This is a genomic window from Phycicoccus sp. Soil748 (genome assembly GCF_001428025.1).
In the GTDB taxonomy this organism is placed as follows: Bacteria; Actinomycetota; Actinomycetes; order Actinomycetales; family Dermatophilaceae; genus Pedococcus.
In genome coordinates this window covers 636,839-663,410 of the sequence record NZ_LMSC01000007.1, presented here as the reverse complement: position 1 = coordinate 663,410, position 26,572 = coordinate 636,839, and the positions used below count along the sequence as shown (strand labels likewise).

The following is a 26,572-nucleotide window of genomic DNA, read 5'->3' as shown; positions in this document are numbered from 1 at the left end:
CTGCGGCTGGACGTGGAACAGGTCAGGCGCCCCGAGGGGCGCCTGACCTGTTCTGCTGGCTTCGCTGCGCCGGGCACCCGGCGCGACCGGCTCAGTCGAGGTAGTCGCGCAGCACCTGCGAGCGGCTCGGGTGGCGCAGCTTGCTCATCGTCTTGGACTCGATCTGGCGGATCCGCTCGCGGGTCACGCCGTAGACCTTGCCGATCTCGTCGAGGGTCTTCGGCTGTCCGTCGGTGAGGCCGAAGCGCATCGAGACCACACCGGCCTCACGCTCGGAGAGGGTGTCGAGCACCGAGTGCAGCTGCTCCTGCAGGAGCGTGAAGCTCACGGCGTCGGCGGGCACGACGGCCTCGGAGTCCTCGATGAGGTCACCGAACTCGCTGTCGCCGTCCTCGCCGAGGGGCGTGTGCAGGGAGATGGGCTCGCGACCGTACTTCTGGACCTCGACGACCTTCTCCGGGGTCATGTCGAGCTCCTTGGCGAGCTCCTCCGGCGTGGGCTCGCGCCCGAGGTCCTGCAGCATCTGGCGCTGCACGCGGGCCAGCTTGTTGATGACCTCGACCATGTGCACCGGGATGCGGATGGTGCGGGCCTGGTCGGCCATGGCGCGGGTGATCGCCTGGCGGATCCACCACGTCGCGTACGTCGAGAACTTGTAGCCCTTGGTGTAGTCGAACTTCTCGACCGCACGGATCAGGCCGAGGTTGCCCTCCTGGATGAGGTCGAGGAAGAGCATGCCGCGACCGGTGTAGCGCTTGGCGAGGGAGACCACGAGGCGCAGGTTGGCCTCGAGCAGGTGGTTCTTGGCCTTCTTGCCGTCCTGGGCGATCCACCACAGCTCGCGCTTGAGCTTCATGTCGATCTTGTCGCCGGAGTTGAGGCGCTCCTCGGCGAACAGGCCGGCCTCGATGCGCTTGGCGAGCTCGACCTCCTGCTCGGCGTTGAGGAGGGCGACCTTGCCGATCTGCTTGAGGTAGTCCTTGACCGGGTCGGCGGTGGCGCCGGCGGTCACGACCTGCTGGACCGGGGCGTCGTCCTCGTCGTCGTCGCGCAGCACGAACCCGGAGGAGGACTCGTCCTCCTCGGTGTCCTTCTTGGTGGCGTCCTCGGTCTCGTCCTCGACCACGACGTCCTCGAGCTCGGACTCGACGACGTCGGTGGGCTCGGCGTCCTCCTCGTCGGCGTCGTCGGCCCCACCCTTGACCTGGTCGTCCTGGGGGCCGGCCTTGGCCGCGGTCGCCTTGGCCGCAGCCTTCTTCGTGGCGGGCTTGGCGGGCTCGGCCGCGGCAGCTGCCGCCTTCTTCGTCGTGGTCGCCTTGGCCACGGTCTTGGTGGCCGGCTTGGCGGCGGACTTCGCAGCGGTCTTGGCTGTCGGCGCGTCGGCGTTGGCGGCCGGGGTGCCCGCAGCGGCCTTCTTCGCAGCCGGCTTGGCGGCCTTCTTGGCCGTGGCCGTGGCGGTACGCCGCGTGGTGGTCGCTGCGACGGCGCGGCTGGCGGTGGCGGCGTCGAGGGTGACCGTGATGCCCTGCTCGTCCAGGGAGCGCAGGACCGCCTTCATCCGCTTGGGAGCCACCTCGGCGCCCTCGAGGGCCTCACGCAGCGCACCACTGTCGACAGAGCCGTTGGTGCGGCCCTGCATGAGCAGCTGCTGCAGCGCAGGGTGGGAGAACTCGGCGGGGAGAGACGGAGCGGGGCTCGCAGCCTTCTTGGACACAGGCGACACGGACTACCTTTCGTCGCGGGATCGCGGCACGGCGCACGCCATCACAGGCGTGATCGGACACGCCTGGGACAACAACTGCGGGAGCGGAAGTATTGCCGGGACCGCGCGTTGCTGACCCTTGCGCGACCTCGTTCCGGACATTGTAAAACGAGATGCCCCGCAAACTTGCATCCGTGCTCGAAATCGGCGCGGAACCGCTCAGGCGTCGGCCTTGACCGCCAGCACGGGGCACGACGCGTCGAGCAGGATGCGCTGCGCGTTGGAGCCCAGGATGAGCTTGCCGACCGGCGTGCGCCGGCGCAGGCCGATGACGATGAACTCCGCCTGCTCTTCCTCGGCGACGGCGATGAGGTCCTCGGCGGGCTCGTTGCCGCGCACCAGCTGGCGCACCTCGTGCTCGAGACCCTCGCCGTCGAGCTCGGACTGGATGCGCGTCAGCTCGGTCTCGAAGCGCTGCGCCTCCTGCGCGTCGAAGTCCCGCCCACCACGCTGGGAGTTGATGACGATGAGCTTGGACTTGCGCAACAGCGACTCGTCCGCCGCGCGCCGCAGCGCCGCACGCCCTTCCTTCGTCGGGACATACCCCACAACGATGGCCACGGGAACCTCCTCGTTCGTCGACGTCCGCGGCAGGGGCCGCGCGGCACAGACGCTATCGGAAAACCCGAGGTCAGGCAGGAGAGGTGAGCACGCGCTCGATGACGGCGCCCACCTGGTCGAGCTCGATGAGGAACCCGTCGTGGCCGTAGTCGGACCGCACGGTGTGCAGCGTGGCCCCGGCGACGCCGTCGCTGATCTCCCGGGAGAGCCGCGGTGGGTAGAGCCGGTCGGAGTCGACGGCCACCACGACCACGTCGGCGGTCACGCGGGCCAGGGCGGCGTCCACGCCGCCGCGCCCACGGCCGACGTCGTGTGAGTTCATCGCCTCGGTGAGGACGAGGTAGGAGTTGGCGTCGAAACGGCCCGCGAGCTTGCCCGCGTGGTGGTCGAGGTAGGACTCGACGGCATAGCGCCCGCTCCCGCCCAGCGGCTCCTCCTCACCCTGGGGCTCGCGACCGAACCGCTCGTGCAGCTCGAGCTCGCTGCGGTAGGTCACGTGGGCGATCCGGCGCGCGATGCCCAGGCCGGCGTCCGGGCCCGCGAGCTCGTCGTAGTAGTCGCCCCCCCGGTAGTGCGGGTCGGACCGGATGGCCAGCAGCTGGGCCTGGCACCAGGCGATCTGCTCCGCAGTCGCGTAGGCTGTGCTGGCGAGCACCACGGCCCGGTCCACCCGCGAGGGGTGGGTGACGGCCCACTCCAGGGCCCTCATGCCGCCCATCGATCCGCCCAGCACGAGGTGCCACCGCTCGATACCCAGCCGGTCGGCGAGGAGGGTCTCGACCTGCACCTGGTCGCGGACGGTGACGAACGGGAACCTGCTCCCCCACGCCCGGCCGTCCGGCGCCGCGGACGACGGACCCGTCGTGCCCTGGCAGCCGCCGAGGACGTTGGAGGCGACGACGAACCACCGGTCGGTGTCGAGCGGGCGCCCCGGCCCGACCAGGCCGTCCCACCACCCCGGCGTCGGGTGGCCCGGACCCGCCTCGCCGACGACGTGCGCGTCGCCGGTGAGCGCGTGCTCGACGAGGATGGCGTTGTCACCGGCGGCGTTGAGCTCGCCCCACGTCTCGTAGGCCACGGTGACGTCGGGCAGCACCCCGCCGCGCTCGAGCTCGACCGCCCCCAGGCCGACGAACTGGCGCCGTCCCGGAGGGTCGCCCTGTCGCCAGGCGCCAGAGGTCGTCGGCGGACGGGAGGTCGTCGTCATGGTGGTGCTCCTGGGGCATCGCGCTTGCCGCCCAGAACAGGGTCGGCCAGGTCCTCACCCGGGGCACCCCACCGCGAGGAGGGTTGCCGCCCAGCAAGCCGGGGCTTGGCACTGGGACTCATCACCTGGGCCCATCATACGAGCCGCTCCCCCGGGCGTCCGGCGCGTCCGGACACTGGACCGCTCCTCTGGAGCGCCTCTCTCTGACCTGTCCTGAGGCCCACCTCAGGACACCCCCTGGTGGCCCCCCTGGACGCCGACCGAGACCCGGACCACCCCGTCAGGCGGGCACGCCCGTCGACGGCCCCACCGGTTCCGTCGGCGAGCGCAGCCCGAGGTCGACCATCCGTTCGAGCAGCCGCGCGAGACGGTAGCCGGGCTCGTGCTCCAGCGCCCGGTCGAGCGCCACCCGGGTCAGCGCGCCGTCGCCGAGCCACCACGCGTAGTTGGCCAGGACCGTCAGCACCGGCGCGGCGAGGTCGTCGGGCACCGATCGCACCACCCACTGCAGCCGCGCCAGCAGCCGCCGGCCCGCGACCACCGACGCGCCGTCGCCGCCCGCACGGTCGGCCCACACCGGCGCAGGAAGGCTGGTGGCCACCGCGTCGGCGAGGTCGTCCGGGAGCAGCTCGAGCGGGAGGGTCCCCGGACAGAGCCAGGCGATGACGGCATCCCTCAGCCCGACGTCGAGCAGGCTGTCGACGAGGTCGGCGACCTCCCGCGCCGTGAGCGACTCCACCGCTCTGGCTCCCACCCCGACGTCGAGGACGACCGCCCAGGTGGAGAGTCGGCGAAGTCGGTGCACGGCCACTGCCCGCGGCCCGAGCCCGTCCGGCCTGGCCGCGGCGCGCTCACCCTCCGCGTCAGCGACCAGGGCTGCGACCTCGGGCACGAGGTGGCCGTCGCCGCGCACCAGGGCCGCCAGGTCGTCCCGGGCGCTCAACGGCGCCACCTCCAGTCCCACGAAGTCCGCGAGCGCCGGGACGTCGCGCGGCACCGGCTGCGCCTCGTCGTCCCCGGGGCAGCACCCCGAACGGCAGTCCGGCGCGGACCAGCACCCGTCGCGGACCACCATCCGGTCGATGACGCTGATGCCGGCGTCGCCCAAGGCGTCACGCACCGCGTCGGACAACGCCCTCGAGGCACCATGCTCGGTCTCGTAGCCCACCAGCAGCACGCCGTCCGGGTCCTCGCGGACCATGGGCGCCACCACCGAGGTGCACGCCTCGTCGAGGTGCTCGGGAGGCGGCAGGTCGATCCGCTCGATCATCCCGAAGCGCCCGCCCCTCAGTGCGCAGAGGACCAACGAGTCGCTCGGGTGGTAGCCGAGCTGGTAGGGCAGCACGGCGAGGACGTCGGCGGGGCCAGCGAGCCTGATGGGTTCCATGCAGCCACCGTCGCGACTCCGGTGGCGGTGGACGAGACCCCTGGCTCAGGGCTGTGGACCAGCCCAGCGAGCCGGCGCCTCTGTGGACAACCCGCGCATGCTGTCAGCGCACGACGCGGCTGGACTCAGCGCACGACGCGGCTGGACTCAGGGACGCGGCTGGACTCAGCGCACGACGTGGCCGGGCACGGTGCGCCCGGCCCCACGCCGCCGGCCCCTCGAGCCGCCGAAGGAATCGGAGGAGAGGGGGCTTCCGGTCCGCTCCCAGCGCAGGAACGACTCGGTCTCGTTGACGAGGGCGGCGGCGATCCACGAAGCCACGACCGCGTCATCGGCCAGGCCGAGCACGGACAGGAACGCCTCGGGCACGACGTCGATGGGCGACACCACGTACGCGACGGCGGCGGCGATCATCAGCAGGCGCCCGCGGGTGGTCCCTGTGTACTCGCCGCGGAAGGTGGCGCGCAGCAGGCGCGGCACGCTGGCCGCGCGCTCCCCCATCGACGGGGTGCCCGGGCGCAGCGCGGTGCGCAGGGCCGAGGCGATGGTGCGCAGGGCTCCCCAGCGGTTCACGGCCATGGTCGTCTCCTCAGTTCCGGTGGTGCGGGTGCGGGTGCACCCGAACAGGGTTCCAACGACGTGGACGTCCCGGCGATTCCCGCGGTTCCCCGGTTCCCCGGTTGCCCGGTTGCCGGGTTCCCACCGCGGCGCGAGCGGTCCGGCCGCGGGTCTCCGTTCGCCCGGCGGGTCAGTACCCGGTCGCGCGGGGCGGGAACTCGTGCCGGGCGTGGTCGGCGATCCGCTTGAGCAGGTAGGTGTCGAGGCCTGCACCGACGACACCGCCGATGACCGGCACGCCCTTGCCGAACCGCGTGAGCGTCTTCTTGCCCGCGGTCGACAGCAGCCGGAAGCCGACGGCCTTGTTGACGACCATGAGCGCCGGCCCGGGCAGGCGCTGGGCCGCGAGGTTGGACAACCGCCCCGTGCTCATCACCCCGGCCTTCTTGAGCAGGTCGTCGGCGTCGGCGCCGACGAGGGTGAGCAGGACCGCCGAGCGGATCTCGGGCTGCTTGATGTCGTAGCCGCGCAACGAGGCGATCGCCGCCACCGTGCGCGTCGCGACGACGTAGAACTCGAGGACGTTGACCGGCAGCGCGACCGGCAGCGTGATGAACCCGCCGAGCCCTGTGACGAAGCCACCGGCGGCAGCGAGCTTGAGGTGGGCCTGGACGACGGCATCGACGGCGTTCTCCGCGTCGGGCCGCTCGGCGCGCTTGACGTCGGCGACCTTCTGGGCCGAGTCGAAGGGGCCCTTGCCGTCGATCCCGAGGTCGAGCAGCTGCTCCACGAGGCCCGTGACGGCGCCGGAGATCACGCCGGTGTCCTCGCGTCCCGCCCTGGCCTGCTCGAGCGCCGAGGCCGGCTTGACCTGCGCGTCGTCCGTGCCCAACCCGAGGAAACCCACGCGTCTCTCCCTGCCGTCGTCGCCCGGGGCGACCGGCCGGCCACCCTCCCGCGCCATCCTGCCAGAGGGGGGCGTGACCAGCAGGTTTAGCCTTGGGTGCATGGCTGAGCACACCGACCCGACCACCAGCTCCTCCGACGGCTACGCGCACCCCGAGCGCCTGGTGTCGACCGAGTGGCTCGCGGGCCAGATCGAGGCGGACCGTGTCGGTGCCCCCGACGGCATCGTCGTGCTCGAGTCCGACGAGGACGTCCTGCTCTACGACACCGGGCACATCCCCGGGGCCCTCAAGCTCGACTGGCACCAGGACCTCAACGACGCGGTGGTCCGCGACTACGCCGACCCCGAGCAGTTCGCCGCCGTGATGACCGCCCGCGGCGTCGGCCGCGACACCACCGTGGTCATCTACGGCGACAAGAACAACTGGTGGGCCGCCTACGCCCTGTGGGTGATGAGCCTGTTCGGCCACGAGGACGTGCGCCTGCTCGACGGCGGCCGCGCCAAGTGGGTCGCCGAGGGCCGCGAGCTGACCAGGGAGGTGCCGGCGGTCGACACCTCCGCCCGCGCTCCCTACCCGGTCGTCGAGCGCGACGACGCCCCCATCCGGGCCTTCAAGGAGGACGTCCTCGCCCACCTCGGCGGCGCGCTCGTCGACGTCCGCTCCCCCGGCGAGTACAGCGGTGAGCTGCTGCACATGCCCGACTACCCGCAGGAGGGGGCGATGCGTGGCGGCCACATCCCCGGCGCCCGGTCGGTCCCGTGGGCCCGCGCGGCCAACGACGACGGCACCTTCAAGTCCCGCGAGGACCTCGAGGCCATCTACCTCACCGAGCAGGGCCTGACCCCCTCTGACGCCACGATCGCCTACTGCCGCATCGGTGAGCGCTCGTCGCACACCTGGTTCGTCCTCACCCACCTGCTCGGGTTCAAGGACGTCCGCAACTACGACGGGTCGTGGACCGAGTGGGGCAACTCGGTGCGCGTGCCGGTCGAGCAGGGAGCCCCGAAGTGACCGACACCGTCGAGCTGCCGGCCGCGCTGCGCGAGATCGCCGACGACTTCGCCGAGCTGACCGCCCCCGAGCGGCTGCAGCTGCTGCTCGAGTTCAGCGAGGGCCTCCCCGAGCTGCCGGAGCGGTATGCCGGGTCGCTCGACGCGATGGAGCAGGTGCACGAGTGCCAGTCGCCCATCTTCCTGGCCGTCGAGGTCGCCGACGAGCCCGCCGACGAGCCGGGTCGACGCCCGGTGCACCTCTTCTTCTCCGCGCCGCCGGAGGCACCCACCACGCGCGGCTTCGCGGGCATCCTGCACGAGGGGCTCGACGGGCTGACCGTCGAGGAGGTGCTCGCGGTACCCGAGGTCGCGCCGTACCAGTTCTCCCTCGGCGAGGCGGTCTCGCCGCTGCGTCTGCGCGGCATGGTGGGGATGCTCAACCGGATCAAGCGCCAGGTTGCGCTGAAGTCGCAGTCGTAGCAACACTTCTCGCTCGCTGACCGCTCCCACTTATGGATACGGCGCCCGGGCACCACGAAGCCGCGGCCCCCTCTCGGGGACCGCGGCTTCGCGTCCTACGGGGTGACGATCCGGGAGCTCAGCCCACCGCGTCGAGGGCGTCGACGATGCCCTCGCCGTAGTAGCTGTTGTCCGTGACGGGGCCGGTGCAGGCCGGGCCGCCGTTGTTCTCGGCCGGTGCGCAGGCGTGGTCGTCGGCCTGGGCGCGCAGGGCGTCGATGAGCTGGGCCGGCGTCCACGACGGGTGCGACGACTTCATCAGGGCCAGGACCCCCGCGACGTGCGGCGAGGCCATCGAGGTCCCGCTGAGCTTGGCGTAGGTGCCGCCCGGGTAGGTCGACAGGATCGACCGGCCCGGGGCAGCCACGTCGATCACGCCGAGACCGCGGTTGGAGAACGACGCCAACGAGGTGGACTGCGTCGTGGCCGAGACCGTCACGACACCCGGCAGCTCGGTCGGGATGTCCTTGCAGCCGTTGTTGATCGAGCGCGCGATCGGCGTGGTGTCGTTGGGGCTCGCGGTGTCGGTCGCCTTGTTGGCCAGGTCCTTGGCGGAGTTGCCGGCGGCCGCGGCGTGCACGACACCCTGCTTGGTGGACCAGCTCACGGCCCGCTCGACCGAGGTGCGCACCGCAGCCTGGTCGGGCTGGTCGTCGCACCAGAACTCCATCGGGTCGATGTAGTAGCTGTTGTTGGTCACGTCCATCTTGTGCAGGCCGGCCCACACGAAGCCGCAGATGGCGTACTCCGGGTAGATGAAGCCGTTGTCGTTGACGACCTTGACCGAGGCGAGGCGCACGTTCGGGGCGACCCCGACGATGCCGACGCCGTTGCGGGCCGCGGCGATGGTGCCGGCGACGTGGGTGCCGTGCCCCGAGGTGGTGGGGTACCAGGCGCCCGCCGTCAGGTCGGGACGGCCGGCGGCGGTGCAGTTGACCGAGTCGGCGGCGTCGACGTTGGCGGCGAGGTCGGGGTGGCTGGCCTCGATGCCGCTGTCGAGCACGCCGACGAGGACGTCCCGCGACCCGTCGGTGACGCGGTGGGCCTGGTCGGCCTTGATCTGGGCGTTGTCCCACTGCTCGCCCTCGCGCGGGTCGGCGACCACGGCGTCGAGGCGGGCGTCGCCGGTGGAGAGGTCACCGTTCGCGGGCTTGGCGTGCCCCTTCTGGTAGCCGGAGGCGCCCCTGCCCCAGGACGAGCTGAGGTCGGTGGGCGTGCCCTCGCTGACGGCGGCGGTGCGGGTCGCTCCCACGGACTCGACGGCGTTGCCGCCGTTCCTGACCACGTCGGCGCGGAAGGCCTGGCGGTCGGAGTGGGCCACGACCACGCCGATCTCGGGCCACGACTGCACCACCACCCCACCGGAGGCCTGCACGGCGCGCTCGACGAGGCGGGTCTGGCCGGGGTTGGCGACCTTGGCGTTGACGACGTAGCTCACGAGGTAGCCGTCGGGGGTCGACACCGGCACGGGGGTCGAGGCGTCCTGGGCGGTCGTCGACGCGGCCGCCGTCCCGGCGACCATCATCGTGGCCGCGAGCAGGGCGCCCGACGCGGCGAACGCCACGCCGCGCAGGCGGTGGGGGCGATAGGTCATGGTTTGTCCTCCTGGTGTGGGGGTTTGCTGCCAGTACCCTGCGGTGGGGCACGTCTTGGCACTGTGCCCGATCCCGTCGGCCAAGGGGGCCTTGGCGACCCTTCACTTGTTCACTGCCCGCGCCGGGGCCCGGGACGCGCCGGGACGCGGACGGCGAGCCGTCATGACCGCGTACGGGACGGCGGCCCGTCGGGACCGCCTGACAGGATGGCCCTGCCATGCCACAGCCCCTTGTCGCCGTCGTCGCGGCCCCGGACGGCCGGACCGCCGTCGTGGGTGACGGGGTCCGCGAGTGCCTGCCGACGCAGCAGGCCGTCGCGAGGGCGGGCGCGCTCGCCGCCTCCGGTGCGCGGCTGGTGTGGTGGGCGGCGGCGCGGGACGCGGTGGCCCTGGTCGCCGCGGGGGTGCCGGTCGCCCGGTGCTGGGACGTCGCCGAGGCCCACCGCCTGCTCGCCGGCGGGTGGGAGGCTGCCCCGCCGCTCGCGTGGGCCACGGCGCAGGGGCTCGACCCCGGCGGGATACCGGCTCCGTCGCGGGGCGACCTCTTCGACTTCCACGCCGCGGACGACGCGCCCGGCGACGCCGTCGTCCGGCCGGACGGCTACCTCGTCGCGGACGCCGGCACCACGTCCTGGCGCCCCACCGACGACGCGCTCCTGGCCTGGGGACAGGCGGCCCTCGACTGTGCCGTGGCGCAGGCGGCCGCACTCTCGGACGTGGGGCCGCGCAGCCTCGCCGCGGCCCACTCGGAGTCCGCCGCGGCCTACCTCTGCGTGGAGCTGGAGAGGGACGGGCTGCCCATCGACCGGGCGGCAGCCGAGCAGCTCATCACCGCGAGCGCGGGGCGCCGCCCCGTCGACGAGGCGGACGCCAGGCGGATCCGCGCCGAGCGTGACGCCGCCGTCCTGGCGCACACGCCGGGACGAGGGTCCACCGACCTGCGCAACCCGGTGCAGGTCCGCGAGCTCCTGGCCTCGGTCGGCGTCGTCGTCCCCAACACGCGCAAGTGGGTGCTCGAGCCGTTCCGCGACACCCACCCCGTCGTCGGGGCCCTGCTCGAGTGGCGCAAGGCCGAGCGCATCGCGACGACCTACGGCCACCACTGGCTCGACGCCCACGTCGGTCCCGACGACCGGCTCCGCGGCGGCTGGTCGGCCTGCGACGGTGCCGCCGGACGCATGACGGCGCAGAACGGGCTGCACAACCTCCCTACGGCGCTGCGGCCGGCGGTGGCCGCCCACCCGGGTCACGTCCTCGTCCGCGCCGACCTCGGCCAGATCGAGCCACGGGTGCTCGCCGTCGTCGCCGGCGACCGCGCGTTCGCCGCCGCGACCCGCGCCGACGACCTCTACGCCCCGGTGGCCGCCACCCTCGGCGTCGAGCGCCCCGTCGCGAAGGTCGCCGTCCTCGCGGCGATGTACGGCCAGCGCAGCGGCGCCGCGGGCGAGGCGCTCAAGGGGCTCGAGCGCGCGTACCCGGTCGCGATGGGCTTCCTCGACCAGGCGTATGCCGCAGGGGTGCGTCGAGAACCGTTGCGCACCTATGGCGGCCGCCTCATCCGGCTCGACACGGTCCTGGCCGACGTGCCGGCCGAGGGCGCAGCGGCGTACGACGCGGCGCGGGGCAGGTTCGCGCGCAACGCGGTCATCCAGGGCAGCGCGGCCGAGCTGTTCAAGGCCTGGGCTGCGACGGTCCGCGCGACGACCCGCGACCTCGGCGCGCAGATCGTGCTGTGCCTGCACGACGAGCTGCTCGTCCACGTGCCGCAGGAGCACGCNATGCGGCGGGTGGCGACCGCCCTGGAGGACAGCGCCCGCCGGTGGACGGGTTCGACGCAGGTCCGGTTCGTCGCCGACGCCTCGGTCATCCACCGGTGGTCCGAGGCCAAGGACTGACGACCTGGACCGGACGACCTGGACCGGACGGCCTGGACCGGACGGCCTGGACCGGCGGCCGCACCGCTGGCCGGACTGGCGGCAAGGATTGTGCGGACCTTCGGCCGAGCGGCCGTGACCTGCGCCGTTTGGTGGTTAGGTGTCCCCCATGGATGGCAACGACGTCAAGCAGGCGGCCTCGGAGGCCTCGGACCACCCGGCCATCGAGGGCCTCGCCCGGGTCGGCTACGCCACGAGCGGCCTGCTCCACCTGCTGATCGGGTGGATCGCGCTGCAGGTCGCGTTCGGCGGGGGTGGGAAGAACGCCGACCAGAGCGGCGCCCTGGCCTCGCTGGCGGGCAACGGCCTCGGCAAGGCGCTCCTGTGGATCGGCGTCGTCGGGTTCGTCGGGCTGGCCCTGTGGCAGGTCGCGGACGCCATCGTCGGCCACCCCGGTGACGACGCGGACGCCTGGGGCGGTCGGGCCAAGGCCGGCGGCAAGGCCGTCGTCTACCTCGCGCTGGCCTGGTCGGCGTTCGGCTTCGCCCGCGGCAAGTCGAGCAGCAACAGCCGCAGCCAGAGCATCGACTTCACCGCAAGCCTGCTGCAGAAGCCGGGCGGCCGGATCCTCGTGGTCATCGTCGGGCTCGTCGTCATCGGTGTCGGTGCGTACCACGTCTACAAGGGCGCGAAGAAGAAGTTCCTGCAGGACCTGGAGAGCCACCCCGGCACCTGGGCCACCCGGGCCGGACAGGTCGGCTACATCGCCAAGGGCGTCGCCCTCGCCATCGTCGGCATCCTGTTCGTCGCCGCGGGCCTGCACAAGAAGGCCAAGGAGGCCAGCGGCCTCGACGGCGCCCTGAAGTCGCTGCGCGACCAGCCGTTCGGCACGACGCTGCTCGTCGTGATGGCGCTCGGCTTCGCCGCGTTCGGCCTCTACAGCTTCGCCCGGGCGAGGCACGCCAAGGTCTGAGCCGGGACCACCACGACACGGAGCCGGGCCACCCGTCAGGGCGGCCCGGCTCCGGTGTGTGCGGACGGGGTCAGGCGGTGGGACCAGCCGGACCGGCCGACGGGCCCTCGTCGGACACGTCGCGCAGGAACTGCTCGAACTCGGCGCCGATCTCCTCGGCCGACGGCAGCTCGCTCACGTCGGTGGCCAGCAGGCTCGGCTTCTGACGTCCCTCGCTGAAGGTGTCGTACTGGCGCTCGAGGGCGGCGATCACCTGCGAGACCTCCTCCGACCCCTCGATCTCGCGCGCGATCTCGGCCCGGTTGAGCCCCGCCTGGGCCACGAGGTCGTCGGTCGGCAGGTCGAGGCCGGTGGCCGCCACGACCGCGTTGAGCGCGGTGACGGCACCGTCCGCGAACTCCGCCTGGGCGAGGTAGTGGGGCACGTGCACCGCGAAGCCGAGGGCGTCGTGACCCGACTCGCCGAGCCGCAGCTCCAGCAGCGAGGCCAGGCTGCCGGGGACCTCGACGCGGCCGAACGGGTTGTCCTGGAAGGGAACCAGCCGCGGGTCGGTGGCGTGCGAGGTGAGCCCGATGGGGCGCGTGTGGGGCACGGCCATGGGGATGCCGTGGGCCGACACGACCAGGTCGACGCCGAGGAGCACGACGAGCTGGCGGACCGCCTCGACCACGCGCTCCCACTGGAAGTCGGGCTCGGGACCGGTGAGGAGCAGGTACGGCGTGCCGTCACGGTCGGTGAGCCGGTGCAGGGCGAGGCACGGGTCGTCGTAGCTGATCCACCGGTTGGCGTCGAACACCATCGCGGGGCGGCGGGCGCGGTAGTCGACGAGCTGGTCCGCGTCGAAGGACGCCACCACGGTGGACTCCCCCGAGGCCAGGAGGTGGTCGGTGAGGAGGCGCTGGGTGTGGCCGGCGTCCATGAAGCCGCCCAGCGCGACGAGCATGACGGACGCGCGCAGCTCCTGCGGGTCGGTGTCGGTCTCGAAGTGGTAGAGCTCGGATGGGTTCAGCACGATGACTCCAGCGGTGGTGGTTCTCGGTCGTTCCACAGTCCCAACGCCTCAGCATGACAGGGGATTCCTGCGGCCGGATCCACCGGGGACGGTAGGTCCCGAACTGCGTTGCGGGAATGCCGGGCCGCGTCGTATGGTTCGGATGAAACGAAACAGTTTCGTACCATCGACAGAAGGCCTCCCGTGACTCCCCCCTCCGCCACCACCTCCTCCGCGACCGAGGAGCCCGTGCGCTCTCGGCCACGCGTCGAGGGCGAGCGGGAGCGCGAGATCCTCGAGGCGACGCTGGAGACCCTCGTCGAGCTCGGCTACGACAAGCTCAGCTTCGACGCGGTGGCCGGTGCCGCCAAGGCGTCCAAGGCGACCCTGTACCGCCGCTGGCCTGCGAAGGTCGACCTGGTCGTCGACGCCCTCGAGCTCATGCTCGGCGTCGAGGCCGACCGCTTCCCCGACACCGGGACCCTGCGCGGCGACCTCATCTCCCAGGCCTGCGCCAAGGGTGGTCTCGCCGACGACCAGCCGGTCAAGGTCTTCGGGTCGCTGATGAACGCGATGCACCGCGACCGCGAGCTCCACGACGCGATCATGACGCGGCTCATCGCCCCCAAGATGGCTGCGGCCGTCCACGTCTTCCGCGCTGCCCAGCAGCGCGGTGAGGTCGGCCCCGGGGCCGACCTCGACCTGCTGGCGCGCCTGCTGCCGGCCATCTCGATCCACGAGGCGATGCTCACGGGGTCGCACCCGTCGCAGGACCGCCTCGTCACCCTGGTGGACAGCGTCGTCCTCCCGGCATGCGCGGCCACGGTGCAGCGCGACTGAACCACCCGACCCGTACGGGGCCCGCACGACCCGACCCGGCCCCAACCCCACTCATCCCGCTCCACCCACACACCTAGGACACCCATGTCTTCCACCTCTGCGCTCGAGCACGCCTCGACGCCCGAGAGCGTGCCGGCGCCGTCGAAGGCACCGCAGCGCCTCGGCCTGGCCCTGACGGTCATCAGCGCCGCCCAGCTCATGGTCGTGCTCGACGGCACCATCGTGAACATCGCCCTGCCGCACCTGCAGAAGGACCTCGGCTTCACCCCGGACAACCTGTCCTGGGTCGTCAACGCCTACACCCTCGCGTTCGGCGGGCTGCTGCTGCTCGGCGGGCGCCTCGGCGACCTCTTCGGCCGTCGCAAGGTCTTCATGACCGGCGTCATCGTCTTCGCCCTCGCCTCCCTGCTCGGCGGCATCGCCCAGACCGAGGCCATCCTGCTCGGCGCCCGCGCCCTCCAGGGAGTCGGCGCAGCCCTCGCGTCGCCGACCGCGCTGGCCCTGATCACCACGACCTTCCCGGCCGGCCAGGCGCGCAACCGCGCCATGGGCGTGTATGCCGCGATGTCCGGTGCCGGTGCCGCGATCGGCCTCATCCTCGGTGGCGCCCTGACCGAGGCCTCCTGGCGCTGGACGTTCTTCATCAACGTCCCGATCGGCCTGCTCGTGGTCTTCCTCGCCCCGCGCGTGCTGAAGGAGTCCGAGCGCGGACGCGGCACCCTCGACGTCCCCGGCGCCGTCACCGGCACCCTGGGCCTCGCCTCCCTCGTCTACGGCCTGACCCACGCCGCGAGCACCTCGTGGAGCGACGCGGTCACCGTCGGCACGCTCATCGCCGGTGTCGTCCTGCTCGGGGTCTTCATGCTCGTCGAGTCGCGCTCGGAGCACCCGCTGCTGCCGGTCCGCATCCTCCAGGACCGCACCCGCGGCACGTCGTTCGTCGTCATGCTGGTCGTCGGCGCGGCGATGTTCTCGATGTTCTACTTCCTCGGCCTCTACATCCAGCAGGTCCTCGGGTACTCGCCGCTCAAGGCCGGGTTCGCGTTCCTGCCGTTCTCCTTCGGCATCGTCATCGCCGCGCAGGTCGCCTCTGCCCTGATGACGCGCGTCGACCCCCGCTGGATCTCCGGCACTGGTGCAGTGCTCGCCTCGGCCGCGATGTTCGGGTTCTCGCGCCTCCAGGTCGACAGCTCCTACGCGGGTCACCTGCTGCCGTTCATCGTCGTCATGGCGTTCGGCATGGGCCTGGTGTTCGTGCCCATGACGCTCACCGCGGTGGCGGGAGTCGCGCAGGAGGACTCCGGTGTCGCCTCAGCGGTGCTCAACACCATGCAGCAGGTGGGTGGCTCGCTCGGCCTGGCCACGCTCAGCACCGTCTTCGCCAGCGCGCTGGCCGACCGGGCCGGCGAGCTCGGCGGTGCCCTGCAGGCCAAGGCCGCTGCGGGTGGTATGACGCCCGAGCAGATCGGCCAGGCCAAGGCCCTCATCGGCCTGCAGGCGCAGACCTACGGGTCGGGCCGCGCCTACCTCGTCGGCGCCTCGATGATCCTCGTCGCGGCCGCGATCACCTTCGCGTTCCTCAACGTCAAGCACGCGAAGCTGTCGACCGAGGGCCACGAGAACGTGCACCTCGCCTGACCGAGCTGCCCTACCCGCTTTGGGGGCGCCGGAGTGACCCATACGTCACCCCGGCGCCCCCAAACGCGTTGTGAGGGTCGAGTCAGGCGTCGAGGGCCGCGATGGCGGCGCGGATCCGCTTCTCCGACACGGGGTATGCGGTGCCGAGCCCGTTGGCGAACAGACTCACCCGCAGCTCCTCCACCATCCACCCCACGGCGCGCACGGGGCCGGAGCGGCGGTCCACCGGCGGCAGGGAGTCGAGCAGGTCGGCGTACGCGACCTCCACGCGGTCCACGACCTCCTGGCTGGCGGCGTCGCGCGCCAGCGCCGCGGGCGAGGACGTCGACTTCTGCAGGCGCTGCACCATGGCGCGCAGGTAGCGGCGCAGGTGCCCGAGGTGGTCCAGGCCCGTGTCGGCGACGAAGCCCGGGTAGACGAGGCTGTCGAGCTGGGCCCGGACGTCCGCAGTGAGCGCGGTGGTCGCGGGTGCCGTGAGCCGGGCGAGCTCGGCCCTGACCTCGCGGGCAGCGGCGAGCACGGGCTCCACCTCGTCCACGACCTGCAGCACCCGGGTGGCGACGTGGGTGCGCACCGCCGCGAGCACCTCCTCGAAGGGCGCCTCGTCGCGGACAGCGGTGGCGCCTCCTGGGTGCTGGGCGACGATCGCGTCGACGGCACAGGCGAGGCAGTCCTCGAGCAGCGCCGACACCGATCCGTGCGGGTTGTCGGCGAGCACCAGCTTCTGGGTGTTCGAGAGCCGGGCAAGGACTCGCTTCCACGGCGCGGTCGTGTTGAGCAGCAGCAGCCGCCGCACCCCGAGGACCGTCGCGGCGTGGGCCTCCCGCTCCCCCGCCAGCACCTGCAGGTCGACGGACGTCCCGCGGTCCACGAGCGCGGGGTAGCCGTGCACGACCTGGCCCCCGGACCGCGCCTCGAAGGTCTCCGGCAGGTGCCCGAAGTCCCACCGCACCAACCCTTTTCGCTCCACGGAGGCGCTGGCTCGTGACATGCGACGCTGCACCTGGCCGGCGAGCTGCTCCTGCAGGACAGCTAGGTCCTTGCCACTGCCGACGACGCGTCCGCGGTCGTCCTCGACGCTGAAGGTGATGCGCAGGTGGTCGGCGACCCGCTCGACGCCCCAGTCCTCCGGCGGGATGCGGGTGCCGGTCTGCGCGTGCAGCACCCGGGCCAGCTCCTCGTCGAGGCGTCGCCCTCCCCCGGGCTGGACGTCGGCCAGGGCGGTCGCCGCATGGTCGGGCGCGGGGACGAAGTGGCGACGGGTCGCCTTGGGCAGCGCGCGGATGAGCGCCGTCGCGAGGTCGGCCCGCAGGCCCGGCACCTGCCAGTCGAACCCCTCGTCGACGACCTGGTTGAGGACCTGCAGCGGGATGTGCACGGTGACGCCGTCGGCGGCTGCGCCCGGCTCGAACTGGTAGGTCACGGCGAGCTCGAGGCCGCCCTGGCGCCACACCCGCGGGTAGTCGCTGGCCGACACCTCGTCGGCGCTGTCGCGGGTCAGCAGCTCCTCGGTGAAGGTGAGCAGGTCGGGCGTCTGCTTGCGGGCGTCCTTCCACCAACGGTCGAAGTGCCGCTGCGAGACGACCTCGGCCGGCACGCGCTGCTCGTAGAACGTGACGAGGTCCTCGTCGTCGACGACGATGTCGCGGCGCCGGGCGCGCTCCTCCAGCTCCGACAACCGTTGCAGGAGAGCCTGGTTGGCGCGGAAGAAGGCGTGGTGGGTGTCCCAGTCGCCCTCGACGAGCGCGTGGCGGATGAACAGCTCGCGCGACTCCTCGGGGTTGATGCGCGCGTAGCTGACGGTGCGCGCAGCGACCAGCGGCACGCCGTACAGGGTGACGCGCTCGGTCGCCTGCGCGGCCCCCTGCTTGCGTGACCAGCGCGGCTCCGAGTAGGTGCGCTTGACCAGGTGCGGGGCCAGCCGCTCGGCCCACACGGGGTCGATGCGCGCGTTGGTGCGGGCCCACAGTCGTGTGGTCTCCACGAGCTCGGCCGACATGACGAACGCCGGCTGCCGCCGGAACAGGGTCGACCCCGGCGAGATGGAGAACCGGGCGCCCCGAGCGCCCAGGTAGTCGCGCTTGGCCTCGTCGCGCAACCCGATGTGTGACAGCAGGCCGGCGAGCAGGGCCTGGTGGACGAGGTCGGCGTTCGGGGCCTCCCCCGGCGCGGCCGTCGCCTGCCTGGGGTCGATGCCGACGTCCTGGCACGCCTTGCGCAGCTGGCTGTGCAGGTCCTGCCACTCGCGCACCCGCAGGTAGTGCAGGAACTCCGTGCGGCACATGCGGCGGAAGGCACTGTGCGACAACGCCTTCTGCTGCTCCTTGAGGTAGCCCCAGAGGTTGAGCAGCGACACGAAGTCTGAGTGCTCGTCCTTGAACCTCGCGTGCGACTGGTCGGCCTGCGTCTGCTTGTCGGCCGGCCGCTCGCGCGGGTCCTGCATCGACAGGGCGGCGACGACGACGAGCACCTCGCGGGTGCACCCGAGGCGGCCCGCCTCGATGAGCATGCGGCCGAGCCGCGGGTCCACGGGCAGCCGGGCGAGCGAGCGGCCGTACGGCGTCAGCTGACGGCCGCGCCCACGTCCCCTCCGCGGCCGGTCGCGCGTGGCCCCGTCCGCCCCTTCGCCGGCGCCGTCCTCGCTGTCGAACGCCTGGAGCTCCTCGAGCAGCCGTACACCGTCGGCCACCTGGCGCGGGTCGGGGGCGTCGACGAACGGGAAGCGCGACACGTCGCCCAGCCCCAGCGACGTCATCTGCAGGATGACGGCGGCGAGGCTCGTGCGCTGGATCTCCGGCTCCGTGAACTCGGGACGGCTGTCGTAGTCCTCCTCCGAGTAGAGGCGGATGCAGATGCCGTCGGCCACGCGCCCGCACCGGCCGGCCCGCTGGTTGGCGCTGGCCTGCGACACCGGCTCGATGGGCAGCCGCTGCACCTTGGTGCGCTGGCTGTATCGGGAGATGCGTGCCGTGCCCGCGTCGACGACGTACCGGATGCCGGGCACGGTCAGCGACGTCTCGGCGACGTTGGTGGCCAGGACGATGCGCCGGCCCGTGGCTCGGCCGAAGACGCGGTGCTGCTCGGCGGCGGACAGGCGCGCGTAGAGCGGCAGGACCTCGGTCTGCGGCAGGCCCATCGACGACAGCGCGTCGGCGGTGTCGCGGATCTCCCGCTCCCCGGAGAGGAACACGAGGATGTCGCCCTCGCGGTTCTCGGTCCACAGCTCCTCGACCGCCTCGCAGACGCCGGTCACCTGGTCCCGCTCGGTGTCGTCGGGACGGTCCGGGTCGACGAGCGGCCGGTAGCGCAGCTCGACCGGGTAGGTGCGCCCCGACACCTCGATGATCGGCGCCGGCTCCCCCGTGCGTGCGTCGGCGAAGTGCTCGGCGAAGCGCTCGGGGTCGATGGTGGCCGAGGTGATGACGACCTTGAGGTCGGGGCGGCGCGGGAGCAGCTGCTTGAGGTAGCCGAGGATGAAGTCGATGTTGAGGCTGCGCTCGTGCGCCTCGTCGATGATGATCGTGTCGTACTTGCGCAGCAGCCGGTCGCGCTGCATCTCGTTGAGCAGGATGCCGTCGGTCATCACCTTGACGAGGGTGTCGTCGCTGCTCTCGTCGGTGAACCGCACCTGGTAGCCGACCGCCGTGCCGAGGTCGACCTCGAGCTCCTCGGCGATGCGCTCGGCTACCGACCGGGCCGCGATGCGCCGGGGCTGGGTGTGGCCGACCAGCCCCTCCCGGCCGCGCCCGACCTCGAGGCAGATCTTCGGCAGCTGGGTGGTCTTCCCCGAGCCCGTCTCGCCCGCGACGATGACGACCTGGTGGTCGCGGATGGCGGCAGCGATGTCGTCCTTGCGCGCGACGACCGGCAGCTGCTCGGGGTAGTTGAGCGGGGGCACCGGGATGTCCGGCCGCCTGGGGGGACGACTCGTCGGCCGACCGGATGCCCGGTGGTCGCCCCTGCCTCCGGGGCGGCTCCTGCGCCCCCTCCGCCGCGGGGAGTCGGGGGCGGGGCTGGACACCACGTCAGCATACGTGCGGGCCGGGGGCGCACCGGAGCGCCCGGGGCCGCCCTCACGCACCCCGACAGCCGTCCCCTCAGGTGCGCCCACGACGACCCCTCACGCGCGGACACGCGGATACCACGCGCGCGACGCCGGTTCGTCTAGGGTGTCCCGGACATGAACTCCCGGTGAACGCTCGGCCACCCGAAGACAGGTCCTCCTCGACATGACTGCTTCCCACCCCTCCACCGCAGCAGCGGCCCCCGGCGACCGCACGGGCTACTGGAACGACTACTACGCCACGCGCTCGTCGGTGGCCAGGCCGCTGCCGTCCCAGTTCGCGACCTTCGTCGCCGGCGAGCTCTCCGGGCCGTCCCGCGTCGTCGAGCTGGGCTGCGGCAACGGCCGGGACTCCATCTTCTTCGCCTCCTACGGCCACGACGTGACTGGTGTCGACGGGTCGGAGTCGGCGGTCAAGGCCTGCCAGACCCTCGCCGAGGCCCTCGGTGTCGACGCCCGCTTCCTCCAGTCGAGCATCGACGACCCGGAGCTGCCGGGCCGGCTGCGCGCCGACGGCGGGCAGGACCGACCCCTGATGATCTACGCCCGCTTCTTCGTCCACGCCATCACCGACGAGGAGGAGAAGGAGTTCTTCGCCCTCGCGACGGCGCTGACCTCCCCCGGCGACATGCTGGCCGTGGAGTACCGCACGGTCCGCGACCAGAGCGGGGCCAAGGTGACGGACGCCCACTACCGCCGCTTCGTCGCCCCGTCGAGCTTCCAGGCCAACGCCCTCGCCAGCGGGTTCGAGGTCACCTACGCCGCGGAGGGTTTCGGCTTCGCGAAGTACAAGCAGGACGACGCGTACTGCGCCCGCGAGCTGTTCACCCGCCGCTGACCCATGGTCGACGACCGCGCCCTCGGCGCGCTGGACGACGTCATCCTGTCCGCGCGCACCCTCTTCCCCGACCTCGAGTTCCTCGCCCCGGGCGGCGTCCTCGAGCTGGCCGTGCGCCGGCACGGGGTCGAACGCATCAGGGTCGAGCTGCCGCCCGGCCAGTTCCTGCACCTGCAGGGCATCGGCGTCGACGCCCCCGACGACGGGCGCACTGCCCGCGCCCGCGTCGAGGTGAGCTCCTGGTACAAGTCGTACGGCGAGCGGTTCGAGCTGCAGAGGCTGCTCGACTTCGAGCACCCGACCGGGACCGTCGTCCACACCGGTGCCGACGAGCCGGCCTGGCTCGAGCTGGTCTTCGACTCCCCCATCGACATCGAGCGCCTGCGCCTGCGCAACGTCGACGGACCCACCGCGGTGCGGGCCCGCGGCCTGCGCGTGCTCCTGCAGACCGGCGGCACCTGGCTCGTGGCCTACGACCACGCGGCCCGCGCGGGTGAGCTGCGCCGACTGCTCACGCACCGTACCGAGCTCGGCGGCGACCCCACCATCACCGCCCTGCTCCCCCTGCTCGCCCAGACCTTCGAGGGCGCGTACGCCGACGCGCGGCAGGCGCTGGACGCCCACACCGAGATCAGCACGGCGGACCGCAGCGCCTTCCGGGCGGCCGTCACCTCGGGCCTGCTTGCCGACCGCGAGCTCGAGTGGACCGTGCACGGCCCGCAGCGCTGCTTCCGGTTCTGGGACGAGACCGAGAAGGTCACCTACGTCGAGTTCGCCGCGAAGGTCGCCGAGGCGCTGGCCTCCCTGACGCCGCAGGTCTGCTTCGGCTTCGGTGCGGCCCTGTGCGTCGTGCGCGACGGCGACCTCATCCCCCACGACGACGACCTCGACATCATCATCGGGTTCGACCCGCACGAGGCGGGGACGCTCGGCGAGGGCCTGGCGCTGGTCGAGCAGTGCCTGCGCCCGCTCGGCTACACCGTCACCGGCAACTTCACCGCGCACCGCCAGGTCCGGCGCAACGGTTCCAAGCAGGTCGACGTCTTCGTCGGCCTCTTCGAGGGCGACACCATCAGCTGGTACCCCGGGACCCGCGGCGCCCTCGACCGGGACCTGATGTTCCCGGCCTCCGAGGGCCGCCTGCTCGGGGTGCCCGTGCCCCTGCCGCGCAACCCGCTCGTCTACCTCGAGCGCCTGTACGGCGAGGGGTGGCGCCACCCCGACCCCAACTTCAAGCACACGTGGGACCGGGCGACGTACGCCGACCTGACGCGCCCCGGCCGCGGCTGACCCCGCCGCCACCGCAACTCGGACGGGTGCACGGCTCGAGCCCGCTGCTCCTGGCCGGGTGCCTACGTCGGGTGGACCACCGACGCCCGTGCCCCGGTCACCCCATTGCTGTACCCGCCCGGATCGACGCGTCCCTAGCGTGGCTGACAGTGCCCTGTGACGCACCACGGGGCTGATCCTGGGAGGAGACCCACCACCATGCGCTCCAGTCGTTGGTCCACAGCCGTCGCGGTCGCGTCCGCGGCTGCCCTCGTCGCCGCACCGGCCGCGTCCGCCCACGCGGGCTCAGCCCGCGCCCCCTGGACCCCCAAGGTCCTCAACTCCGAGGTCATCGCACCGTTCCACCTGGCCACGAACGACGGCCGCCTCTACGTCGCGGACGGCGGGACCAGCACCGTCTCGAGGGTCAACGGCGACGGCTCCCTCACGACGATGGCGACCGGGCCTATGCCCGGCGAGGTGTCGGGGGTGGCCAAGACCGACAACGCGCTGGCCTACACCACGCTCGACTACACCACCGGCGCGGCCACGCTGACCGTCAAGCGCGGGAGCAAGACCATGGTAGCCAAGCTGTCCGACTTCGAGGCCAAGCGGAACCCCGACCAGAAGGTGCACTACGGCTTCAAGGACCCGTCCTGCGCCAACGGCGCGCTCGGTGAGGACGCCGGGTACACCGGCCGGGTGGACTCGCACGCCTACGCGGTGACCCGGTGGAACGGCGCCTGGGTCGTCGCGGACGCCGGTGGCAACGACCTGGTCAAGGTCGACGACAACGGCCACATGTCGCTGCTGTCGCTGCTGCCGCCCCAGCCGCTGCTCGTCAGCACGGAGTTCGCCGACGCCAACGGCATCCCGGACTGCGCGGGACAGCGCTACAAGTTCGAGCCGGTGCCGACCGACGTCGAGGTGGGCAGGGACGGCATGCTCTACGTCTCGACGCTGCCCGGCGGTCCCGAGGACCCGTCGGCCGGCGCGCGCGGCTCGGTCTACAAGGTGAACCCGTGGAACGGCGACGCCACCCGCGTGGCCACCGGGTTCGCCGGCGCGACCAGCGTGACCCAGGGACCGGACGGCACGCTCTACGTCGCCGAGCTCTTCGGTGGCAAGGTCACCCCGGTCCGCAACGGGCACAAGAGCCTGGCCGCCGAGCTGCCCGGCGCCCTCGCCGTCGAGTACGGCAACGGCCACCTGTACGCCGCCACGATGGCGCCGATGGACGACCAGGGCATGCCGACCGGCACCGGGTCGATCGTCAAGCTGCGCTGACACGGGAGAGCGAGGACCCCGGGGCCGACACGGTCCCGGGGTCCTCGCTTCGCTCCGCCTCAGCCCACTTCCCAGCCTGGCGCCTGCGACCGTCCCACGCGGAGGTGGGTGCGAGTGGCCGGGCACGGTCCAGGGGGTGACCATGCCCGGCCGGTTCGGGGGCCTCGGCAGGAGGCGTCAGGCGACGCGGGTGAACCGCAGGCGCCAGGACTCCGGTCCGCGCTCGAGGTAGTCCACGGCGAAGGCCCCCGGCGCGCGGTCCTCGAGCTGCTTCAGCAACGGCACCGGGTCGTGGGGCGCGACGAGCACCATGCCTGAGCCGGTCCGGACGGCGTCGAGGGCGCCGAAGATGGTCGCGTGGCGGATGGCGTGCGGCACGGTCCGGGCGTCGAGCTCGGGCAGCTCGGCACCGTCGGTCTCGCCGCAGGAGCACGCTCCACCACAGCCGCCCTCGCGCGAGCCGGCACCCTCCGCGGCCTCCCCCTGGCCGTGGCCGTGCCCGTGGTCGCCGGTGTCGTCGTGGTGGTCGTGCCCGCCCAGCAGCTCGTGCATGCCCTCGAGTGCGCCCGCGAGCGAGACCTCCGGCGTGGAGGCCAGCAGCGGCAGCACCTGCTCGTTCTCCTTGGCGAGGTGGCTCTCGAAGGTCACCGCCAGCGCGCGGGCCTCGGCGGCGGCGTCGACCTGCGACCCGGCTGCCTTCAGCCCTTCGACGAGCCCGAGGATCAGCTGGTGCTCGGCGAGCATCGCGTCGATGAGCAGGCGGGCCCGTTCATCGCGGTGGGCCAGCGGGTACATCGCCTTCTCCTCGGCGAGGGCGTGCGGCACGAGGTCGTGCTCGGACCACTGCACGAGGTCGTCGCGGGCGGCGAGCGCCGTCGCGGGGTCCGGGGCCGAGGCCACCCGGCGAGCCAGCGCCGTCAGCGTGCCGGCCATCTCGGTGTGATGGGTCCTGACCGCCTCGACGGCGGAGGCGTCCTGCTCGGTCGATGCGATGACGAGGGTGTCCACGATGTCCTCCCGGTGCGGTCCTGCCCTGTGGCAGGGCGTCTGATTATTTAATACACTCATTTCCGTGAATATTCCAACCACCCTCGAGGAACGCTCTTCGACCCCCGGACTGGGTCCACGTCCGGCCTCCGCGTCGGCCACTGCGGGCACGGCTCCGAGCCGCGCCGCCGGGGTGGTGCTCGAGCTGCTGGCTGCGCACCGAGATCCGGTCACGGCGGCTGCCCTGGCGGCGAGCTCGGGCCAGCACACCAACACGGTGCGCGAGCACCTTGACGCCCTGGTCGACGCCGGCCTGGCGACGCGCGAGCGCGCCGAGTCCTTGGGCCGGGGACGGCCCGCGTGGCTCTACGCGGCCACCGAGCTCCAGCAGCCGGTGGTGCGCGAGTACGCCGGTCTCGCAACGGCCCTCGCCATGCAGCTGGCCCGCACGAGCCTCCACCCGCGCGACGACGCCGTCGAGGCGGGCCGGGTGTGGGGCGAGCAGCTGGCCGGCGAGCGCACTCCACCCTCCTCCCCCGCCGGCGCGCGACGCGAGGTGGTCGACCTCCTCACCGGCCTGGGGTTCGACCCCACCGCCGACAGCCGCGTCCAGACCGTGCGGCTGCGCCAGTGTCCCCTCATCGCCGCGGCCCGCGAGGAGCCGGAGGTGGTCTGCTCGGTGCATCTCGGCATCGTGCGGGGCGCGCTCGAGACCTGGGACACCCACAGCGACGAAACCTCGCTCGTGCCGTTCGCCGAGCCCGGCGCCTGCCTCCTCCACCTCACCGGAGCCACGGCCCGCACCGGCGGCGACCAGCCGTGAGCTGGCGCCGGCTGCCCTTCCTCCTCCCGGCGGGCCTGGCCCTGCTCCTGGGGATCGACGCCGGGCTACGGCTGCTCGGCGCCCCGGCCCTGCCGCTCTCCCAGCGGCTCCCCGTCGTGCACGGACCGTTGCTCGTGCTGGGCTTCGTGGGCACCCTGGTCGCGCTGGAGCGGGCTGTCGCCCTGCGCCGACCTGACGGGTATGCCGCGCCCGCCCTGCTCGGGGTCGGCGGACTCCTCCTCGTGAGCGGGACCGCCGACCCGGCAAAGGTCGCGGCCGAGCGGCCGGATGCCGTGGTGTTCAACGGTTTCGCGAACCAGTACGACCACGACCAGCTGCCGGCACGCGTCGGCGAGCGGGTGCGCGTGTGGGTCCTCGACGCAGGACCCAACCGGCCGAGCTCGTTCCACGTCGTGGGATCCCAGTTCGACACGGTGTTCCTCGAGGGCAGCTACCTCACCCGGCCCGGCTCACCGGGCACGGTCGGTGGTGCGCAGGCCCTGGCACTGCAACCCGCCCAGGGGGGATTCGTGGAGCTGACGTTCTCCCAGGCCGGCCACTACCCCTTCCTGTCGCACGTCATGGTCGACGCCGAGCGCGGCGCCCACGGCCTCCTCCGGGTGACCGGGTAGGGGCCGCGGGCGCCGCGCAGGTGGACTGGCGACTCCCCGGGACGGGCTGTCAGGCGCCCTTCGCGGCGATGAAGCCCCGCTCGAGGTCGGCGAGGATGTCGTCACTGTGCTCGATGCCGACGGCGAGCCGCACCAGCCCGGGCGTGACCCCCGCCGCCAGGCGGTCGCTGTCAGGGCCCTGCGAGTGCGTCGTCGAGGCGGGGTGGATGGCCAGGGAGCGCACGTCGCCGATGTTGGCGACGTGGCTGTGCAGGTCGAGCGCCTCGACGAAGCGGCGGCCGGCCTCGACCCCACCGGCGATCTCGAAGGCCAGCACCGCACCGGCACCGCGCGGGGTGTACTTCTTCGCCTTCTCGTAGGACTCGTGGTCGGGCAGCGAGGCCCACACGACCTTCTCGACCTGGTCGTGCGCCTGGAGGAACGCGGCGACCTTGTGCGTGTTCTCGAGGTGGCGGTCCAGCCGCAGGCTGAGGGTCTCGATGCCCTGGGCGATGAGGAACGCGTTGAACGGCGCGACCGCGGGCCCGAGGTCGCGCAGCAGCTGCACGCGGGCCTTGAGGATGAACGCGAGGTTCGCCCCGAGCGGGCTGCCGACGCCGAGGTCCCGGGCGAACACGAGCCCGTGGTAGCTCTCCTCGGGGGTGTTGTAGTTGGGGAACTTCTCCCGGTCGGCGGCGTAGTCGAAGGTGCCGCCGTCGACGATGACGCCGGCGATCGACGTGCCGTGTCCCCCGAGGTACTTCGTCGCCGAGTGGACGACGACGTCGGCGCCCCACTCGAGCGGGCGGATGAGGTAGGGCGTCGCGATGGTGTTGTCGACGACGAGCGGCACCCCGGCCTCGTGGGCCACCGCCGCGACACCCTCGATG

22 protein-coding genes, 1 pseudogene and 1 riboswitch are annotated in these 26,572 nt (G+C 72.6%); of the genes and pseudogenes, 12 read left to right on the top strand and 11 right to left on the bottom strand.

Annotated features, from left to right (window positions below; genetic code table 11):
* Positions 1-91: 91 nt before the first annotated feature.
* From ASG70_RS10870 to ASG70_RS10845, 6 genes are all read right to left on the bottom strand, one after another.
* Positions 92-1,723: an RNA polymerase sigma factor gene (locus ASG70_RS10870; protein ID WP_369818897.1), complete on the bottom strand. Its 1,632-nt coding sequence runs from the start codon at positions 1,721-1,723 to the stop codon at positions 92-94.
* A 198-nt stretch (positions 1,724-1,921) separates the two neighbouring features.
* Positions 1,922-2,323, bottom strand: a complete 402-nt coding sequence (locus ASG70_RS10865) for a universal stress protein (protein ID WP_056883799.1) — start codon at positions 2,321-2,323, stop codon at positions 1,922-1,924.
* 70 nt (positions 2,324-2,393) lie between these two features.
* Complete coding sequence (locus ASG70_RS10860) at positions 2,394-3,530, bottom strand: homoserine O-acetyltransferase (protein ID WP_056883798.1); 1,137 nt, start codon at positions 3,528-3,530, stop codon at positions 2,394-2,396.
* 15 nt (positions 3,531-3,545) lie between these two features.
* Positions 3,546-3,656, bottom strand: a riboswitch (SAM riboswitch).
* A 154-nt stretch (positions 3,657-3,810) separates the two neighbouring features.
* The gene (locus ASG70_RS10855; protein ID WP_056883797.1) at positions 3,811-4,917 is read right to left on the bottom strand and encodes a DUF4192 domain-containing protein; all 1,107 of its coding nucleotides are present in this window, start codon (positions 4,915-4,917) and stop codon (positions 3,811-3,813) included.
* A gap of 165 nt (positions 4,918-5,082) precedes the next feature.
* Positions 5,083-5,496 (bottom strand): YkvA family protein, encoded by a 414-nt coding sequence (locus tag ASG70_RS10850; protein WP_082590485.1) that lies wholly within the window; start codon positions 5,494-5,496, stop codon positions 5,083-5,085.
* A 169-nt stretch (positions 5,497-5,665) separates the two neighbouring features.
* On the bottom strand, positions 5,666-6,382 hold the full coding sequence (locus tag ASG70_RS10845; protein ID WP_056883796.1) for an EcsC family protein: 717 nt from the start codon (positions 6,380-6,382) through the stop codon (positions 5,666-5,668).
* Between the two features lie 100 nt (positions 6,383-6,482).
* Between ASG70_RS10845 and ASG70_RS10840 the strand changes: the two genes are divergently transcribed.
* A complete protein-coding gene (locus ASG70_RS10840; protein WP_056883795.1) occupies positions 6,483-7,394 on the top strand; it encodes a sulfurtransferase in 912 nt (303 codons plus the stop codon).
* The gene (locus ASG70_RS10835) at positions 7,391-7,855 is read left to right on the top strand and encodes a SufE family protein (RefSeq protein ID WP_056883794.1); all 465 of its coding nucleotides are present in this window, start codon (positions 7,391-7,393) and stop codon (positions 7,853-7,855) included. The genes ASG70_RS10840 and ASG70_RS10835 overlap by 4 nt, the downstream gene beginning before the upstream one ends.
* A 118-nt stretch (positions 7,856-7,973) precedes the next feature.
* Here the strand turns inward: ASG70_RS10835 and ASG70_RS10830 are convergent, their stop codons facing one another.
* Positions 7,974-9,488, bottom strand: coding sequence for a S8 family serine peptidase (locus tag ASG70_RS10830; RefSeq protein ID WP_056883793.1), 1,515 nt, complete (start codon positions 9,486-9,488; stop codon positions 7,974-7,976).
* A gap of 218 nt (positions 9,489-9,706) precedes the next feature.
* On the opposite strand from ASG70_RS10830, the pseudogene ASG70_RS10825 reads away from it, so the two are divergent.
* The 3 genes and pseudogenes from ASG70_RS10825 to ASG70_RS10820 all read left to right on the top strand — a co-directional run.
* Positions 9,707-11,265 (top strand): annotated as a pseudogene (locus tag ASG70_RS10825) (DNA polymerase); the annotation flags it as partial.
* Between the two features lies 1 nt (position 11,266).
* Positions 11,267-11,383, top strand: coding sequence for a hypothetical protein (locus tag ASG70_RS19975; protein ID WP_235531479.1), 117 nt, complete (start codon positions 11,267-11,269; stop codon positions 11,381-11,383).
* 148 nt (positions 11,384-11,531) lie between these two features.
* Positions 11,532-12,335, top strand: coding sequence for a DUF1206 domain-containing protein (locus ASG70_RS10820; RefSeq protein WP_082590481.1), 804 nt, complete (start codon positions 11,532-11,534; stop codon positions 12,333-12,335).
* A gap of 70 nt (positions 12,336-12,405) precedes the next feature.
* On the opposite strand, the gene ASG70_RS10815 is transcribed toward ASG70_RS10820, so the two are convergent.
* A complete protein-coding gene (locus ASG70_RS10815; RefSeq protein WP_056883791.1) occupies positions 12,406-13,347 on the bottom strand; it encodes a PAC2 family protein in 942 nt (313 codons plus the stop codon).
* Positions 13,348-13,530: 183 nt separating this feature from the next.
* On the opposite strand from ASG70_RS10815, the gene ASG70_RS10810 reads away from it, so the two are divergent.
* Both ASG70_RS10810 and ASG70_RS10805 read left to right on the top strand, forming a co-directional pair.
* Positions 13,531-14,166, top strand: coding sequence for a TetR/AcrR family transcriptional regulator (locus ASG70_RS10810; protein WP_056883790.1), 636 nt, complete (start codon positions 13,531-13,533; stop codon positions 14,164-14,166).
* Positions 14,167-14,250: 84 nt separating this feature from the next.
* On the top strand, positions 14,251-15,804 hold the full coding sequence (locus ASG70_RS10805; protein WP_056883789.1) for an MFS transporter: 1,554 nt from the start codon (positions 14,251-14,253) through the stop codon (positions 15,802-15,804).
* 82 nt (positions 15,805-15,886) lie between these two features.
* Here ASG70_RS10805 and hrpA read toward each other — a convergent pair whose 3' ends face one another.
* Positions 15,887-19,702, bottom strand: a complete 3,816-nt coding sequence (gene hrpA, locus ASG70_RS10800) for an ATP-dependent RNA helicase HrpA (RefSeq protein WP_056883788.1) — start codon at positions 19,700-19,702, stop codon at positions 15,887-15,889.
* Positions 19,703-20,033: 331 nt separating this feature from the next.
* Here hrpA and ASG70_RS10795 point away from each other — a divergent pair, with 331 nt between their 5' ends.
* The 3 genes from ASG70_RS10795 to ASG70_RS10785 all read left to right on the top strand — a co-directional run bounded on the left by ASG70_RS10795 (position 20,034) and on the right by ASG70_RS10785 (position 23,261).
* Entirely contained in the window at positions 20,034-20,705 is a 672-nt protein-coding gene (locus ASG70_RS10795) for a bifunctional 2-polyprenyl-6-hydroxyphenol methylase/3-demethylubiquinol 3-O-methyltransferase UbiG (protein WP_056883787.1), read from the top strand.
* Between the two features lie 3 nt (positions 20,706-20,708).
* Complete coding sequence (locus ASG70_RS10790; protein WP_056883786.1) at positions 20,709-21,995, top strand: hypothetical protein; 1,287 nt, start codon at positions 20,709-20,711, stop codon at positions 21,993-21,995.
* 198 nt (positions 21,996-22,193) lie between these two features.
* Positions 22,194-23,261, top strand: coding sequence for a ScyD/ScyE family protein (locus ASG70_RS10785; protein WP_056883785.1), 1,068 nt, complete (start codon positions 22,194-22,196; stop codon positions 23,259-23,261).
* Positions 23,262-23,438: 177 nt separating this feature from the next.
* Here ASG70_RS10785 and ASG70_RS20400 read toward each other — a convergent pair whose 3' ends face one another.
* Positions 23,439-24,269, bottom strand: coding sequence for a DUF2249 domain-containing protein (locus ASG70_RS20400; RefSeq protein ID WP_056883784.1), 831 nt, complete (start codon positions 24,267-24,269; stop codon positions 23,439-23,441).
* Between the two features lie 64 nt (positions 24,270-24,333).
* Here ASG70_RS20400 and ASG70_RS10775 point away from each other — a divergent pair, with 64 nt between their 5' ends.
* Together ASG70_RS10775 and ASG70_RS20395 are read left to right on the top strand one after the other, a co-directional pair.
* Positions 24,334-25,071, top strand: a complete 738-nt coding sequence (locus ASG70_RS10775) for a metalloregulator ArsR/SmtB family transcription factor (protein WP_200949242.1) — start codon at positions 24,334-24,336, stop codon at positions 25,069-25,071.
* Complete coding sequence (locus ASG70_RS20395) at positions 25,068-25,703, top strand: hypothetical protein (RefSeq protein WP_056883782.1); 636 nt, start codon at positions 25,068-25,070, stop codon at positions 25,701-25,703. Before ASG70_RS10775 ends, ASG70_RS20395 begins: the two co-directional genes overlap by 4 nt.
* Positions 25,704-25,752: 49 nt before the next feature.
* Here ASG70_RS20395 and ASG70_RS19955 read toward each other — a convergent pair.
* Positions 25,753-26,572 (bottom strand): PLP-dependent transferase (locus ASG70_RS19955; RefSeq protein ID WP_235531446.1); only part of this gene is annotated, 820 nt, incomplete at its 5' end.

Bases quoted from the DNA above. Each gene is read 5' to 3' on its own strand.
- ASG70_RS10840 (WP_056883795.1), top strand. From the start codon at position 6,483: ATGGCTGAGCACACCGACCCGACCACCAGCTCCTCCGACGGCTACGCG.
- ASG70_RS10850 (WP_082590485.1), bottom strand. From the start codon at position 5,496: ATGGCCGTGAACCGCTGGGGAGCCCTGCGCACCATCGCCTCGGCCCTG.
- ASG70_RS10805 (WP_056883789.1), top strand. From the start codon at position 14,251: ATGTCTTCCACCTCTGCGCTCGAGCACGCCTCGACGCCCGAGAGCGTG.
- ASG70_RS10820 (WP_082590481.1), top strand. From the start codon at position 11,532: ATGGATGGCAACGACGTCAAGCAGGCGGCCTCGGAGGCCTCGGACCAC.
- ASG70_RS10785 (WP_056883785.1), top strand. From the start codon at position 22,194: ATGCGCTCCAGTCGTTGGTCCACAGCCGTCGCGGTCGCGTCCGCGGCT.
- ASG70_RS10790 (WP_056883786.1), top strand. From the start codon at position 20,709: ATGGTCGACGACCGCGCCCTCGGCGCGCTGGACGACGTCATCCTGTCC.
- ASG70_RS10830 (WP_056883793.1), bottom strand. From the start codon at position 9,488: ATGACCTATCGCCCCCACCGCCTGCGCGGCGTGGCGTTCGCCGCGTCG.
- ASG70_RS10855 (WP_056883797.1), bottom strand. From the start codon at position 4,917: ATGGAACCCATCAGGCTCGCTGGCCCCGCCGACGTCCTCGCCGTGCTG.
- ASG70_RS10860 (WP_056883798.1), bottom strand. From the start codon at position 3,530: ATGACGACGACCTCCCGTCCGCCGACGACCTCTGGCGCCTGGCGACAG.
- ASG70_RS19975 (WP_235531479.1), top strand. From the start codon at position 11,267: ATGCGGCGGGTGGCGACCGCCCTGGAGGACAGCGCCCGCCGGTGGACG.
- ASG70_RS10795 (WP_056883787.1), top strand. From the start codon at position 20,034: ATGACTGCTTCCCACCCCTCCACCGCAGCAGCGGCCCCCGGCGACCGC.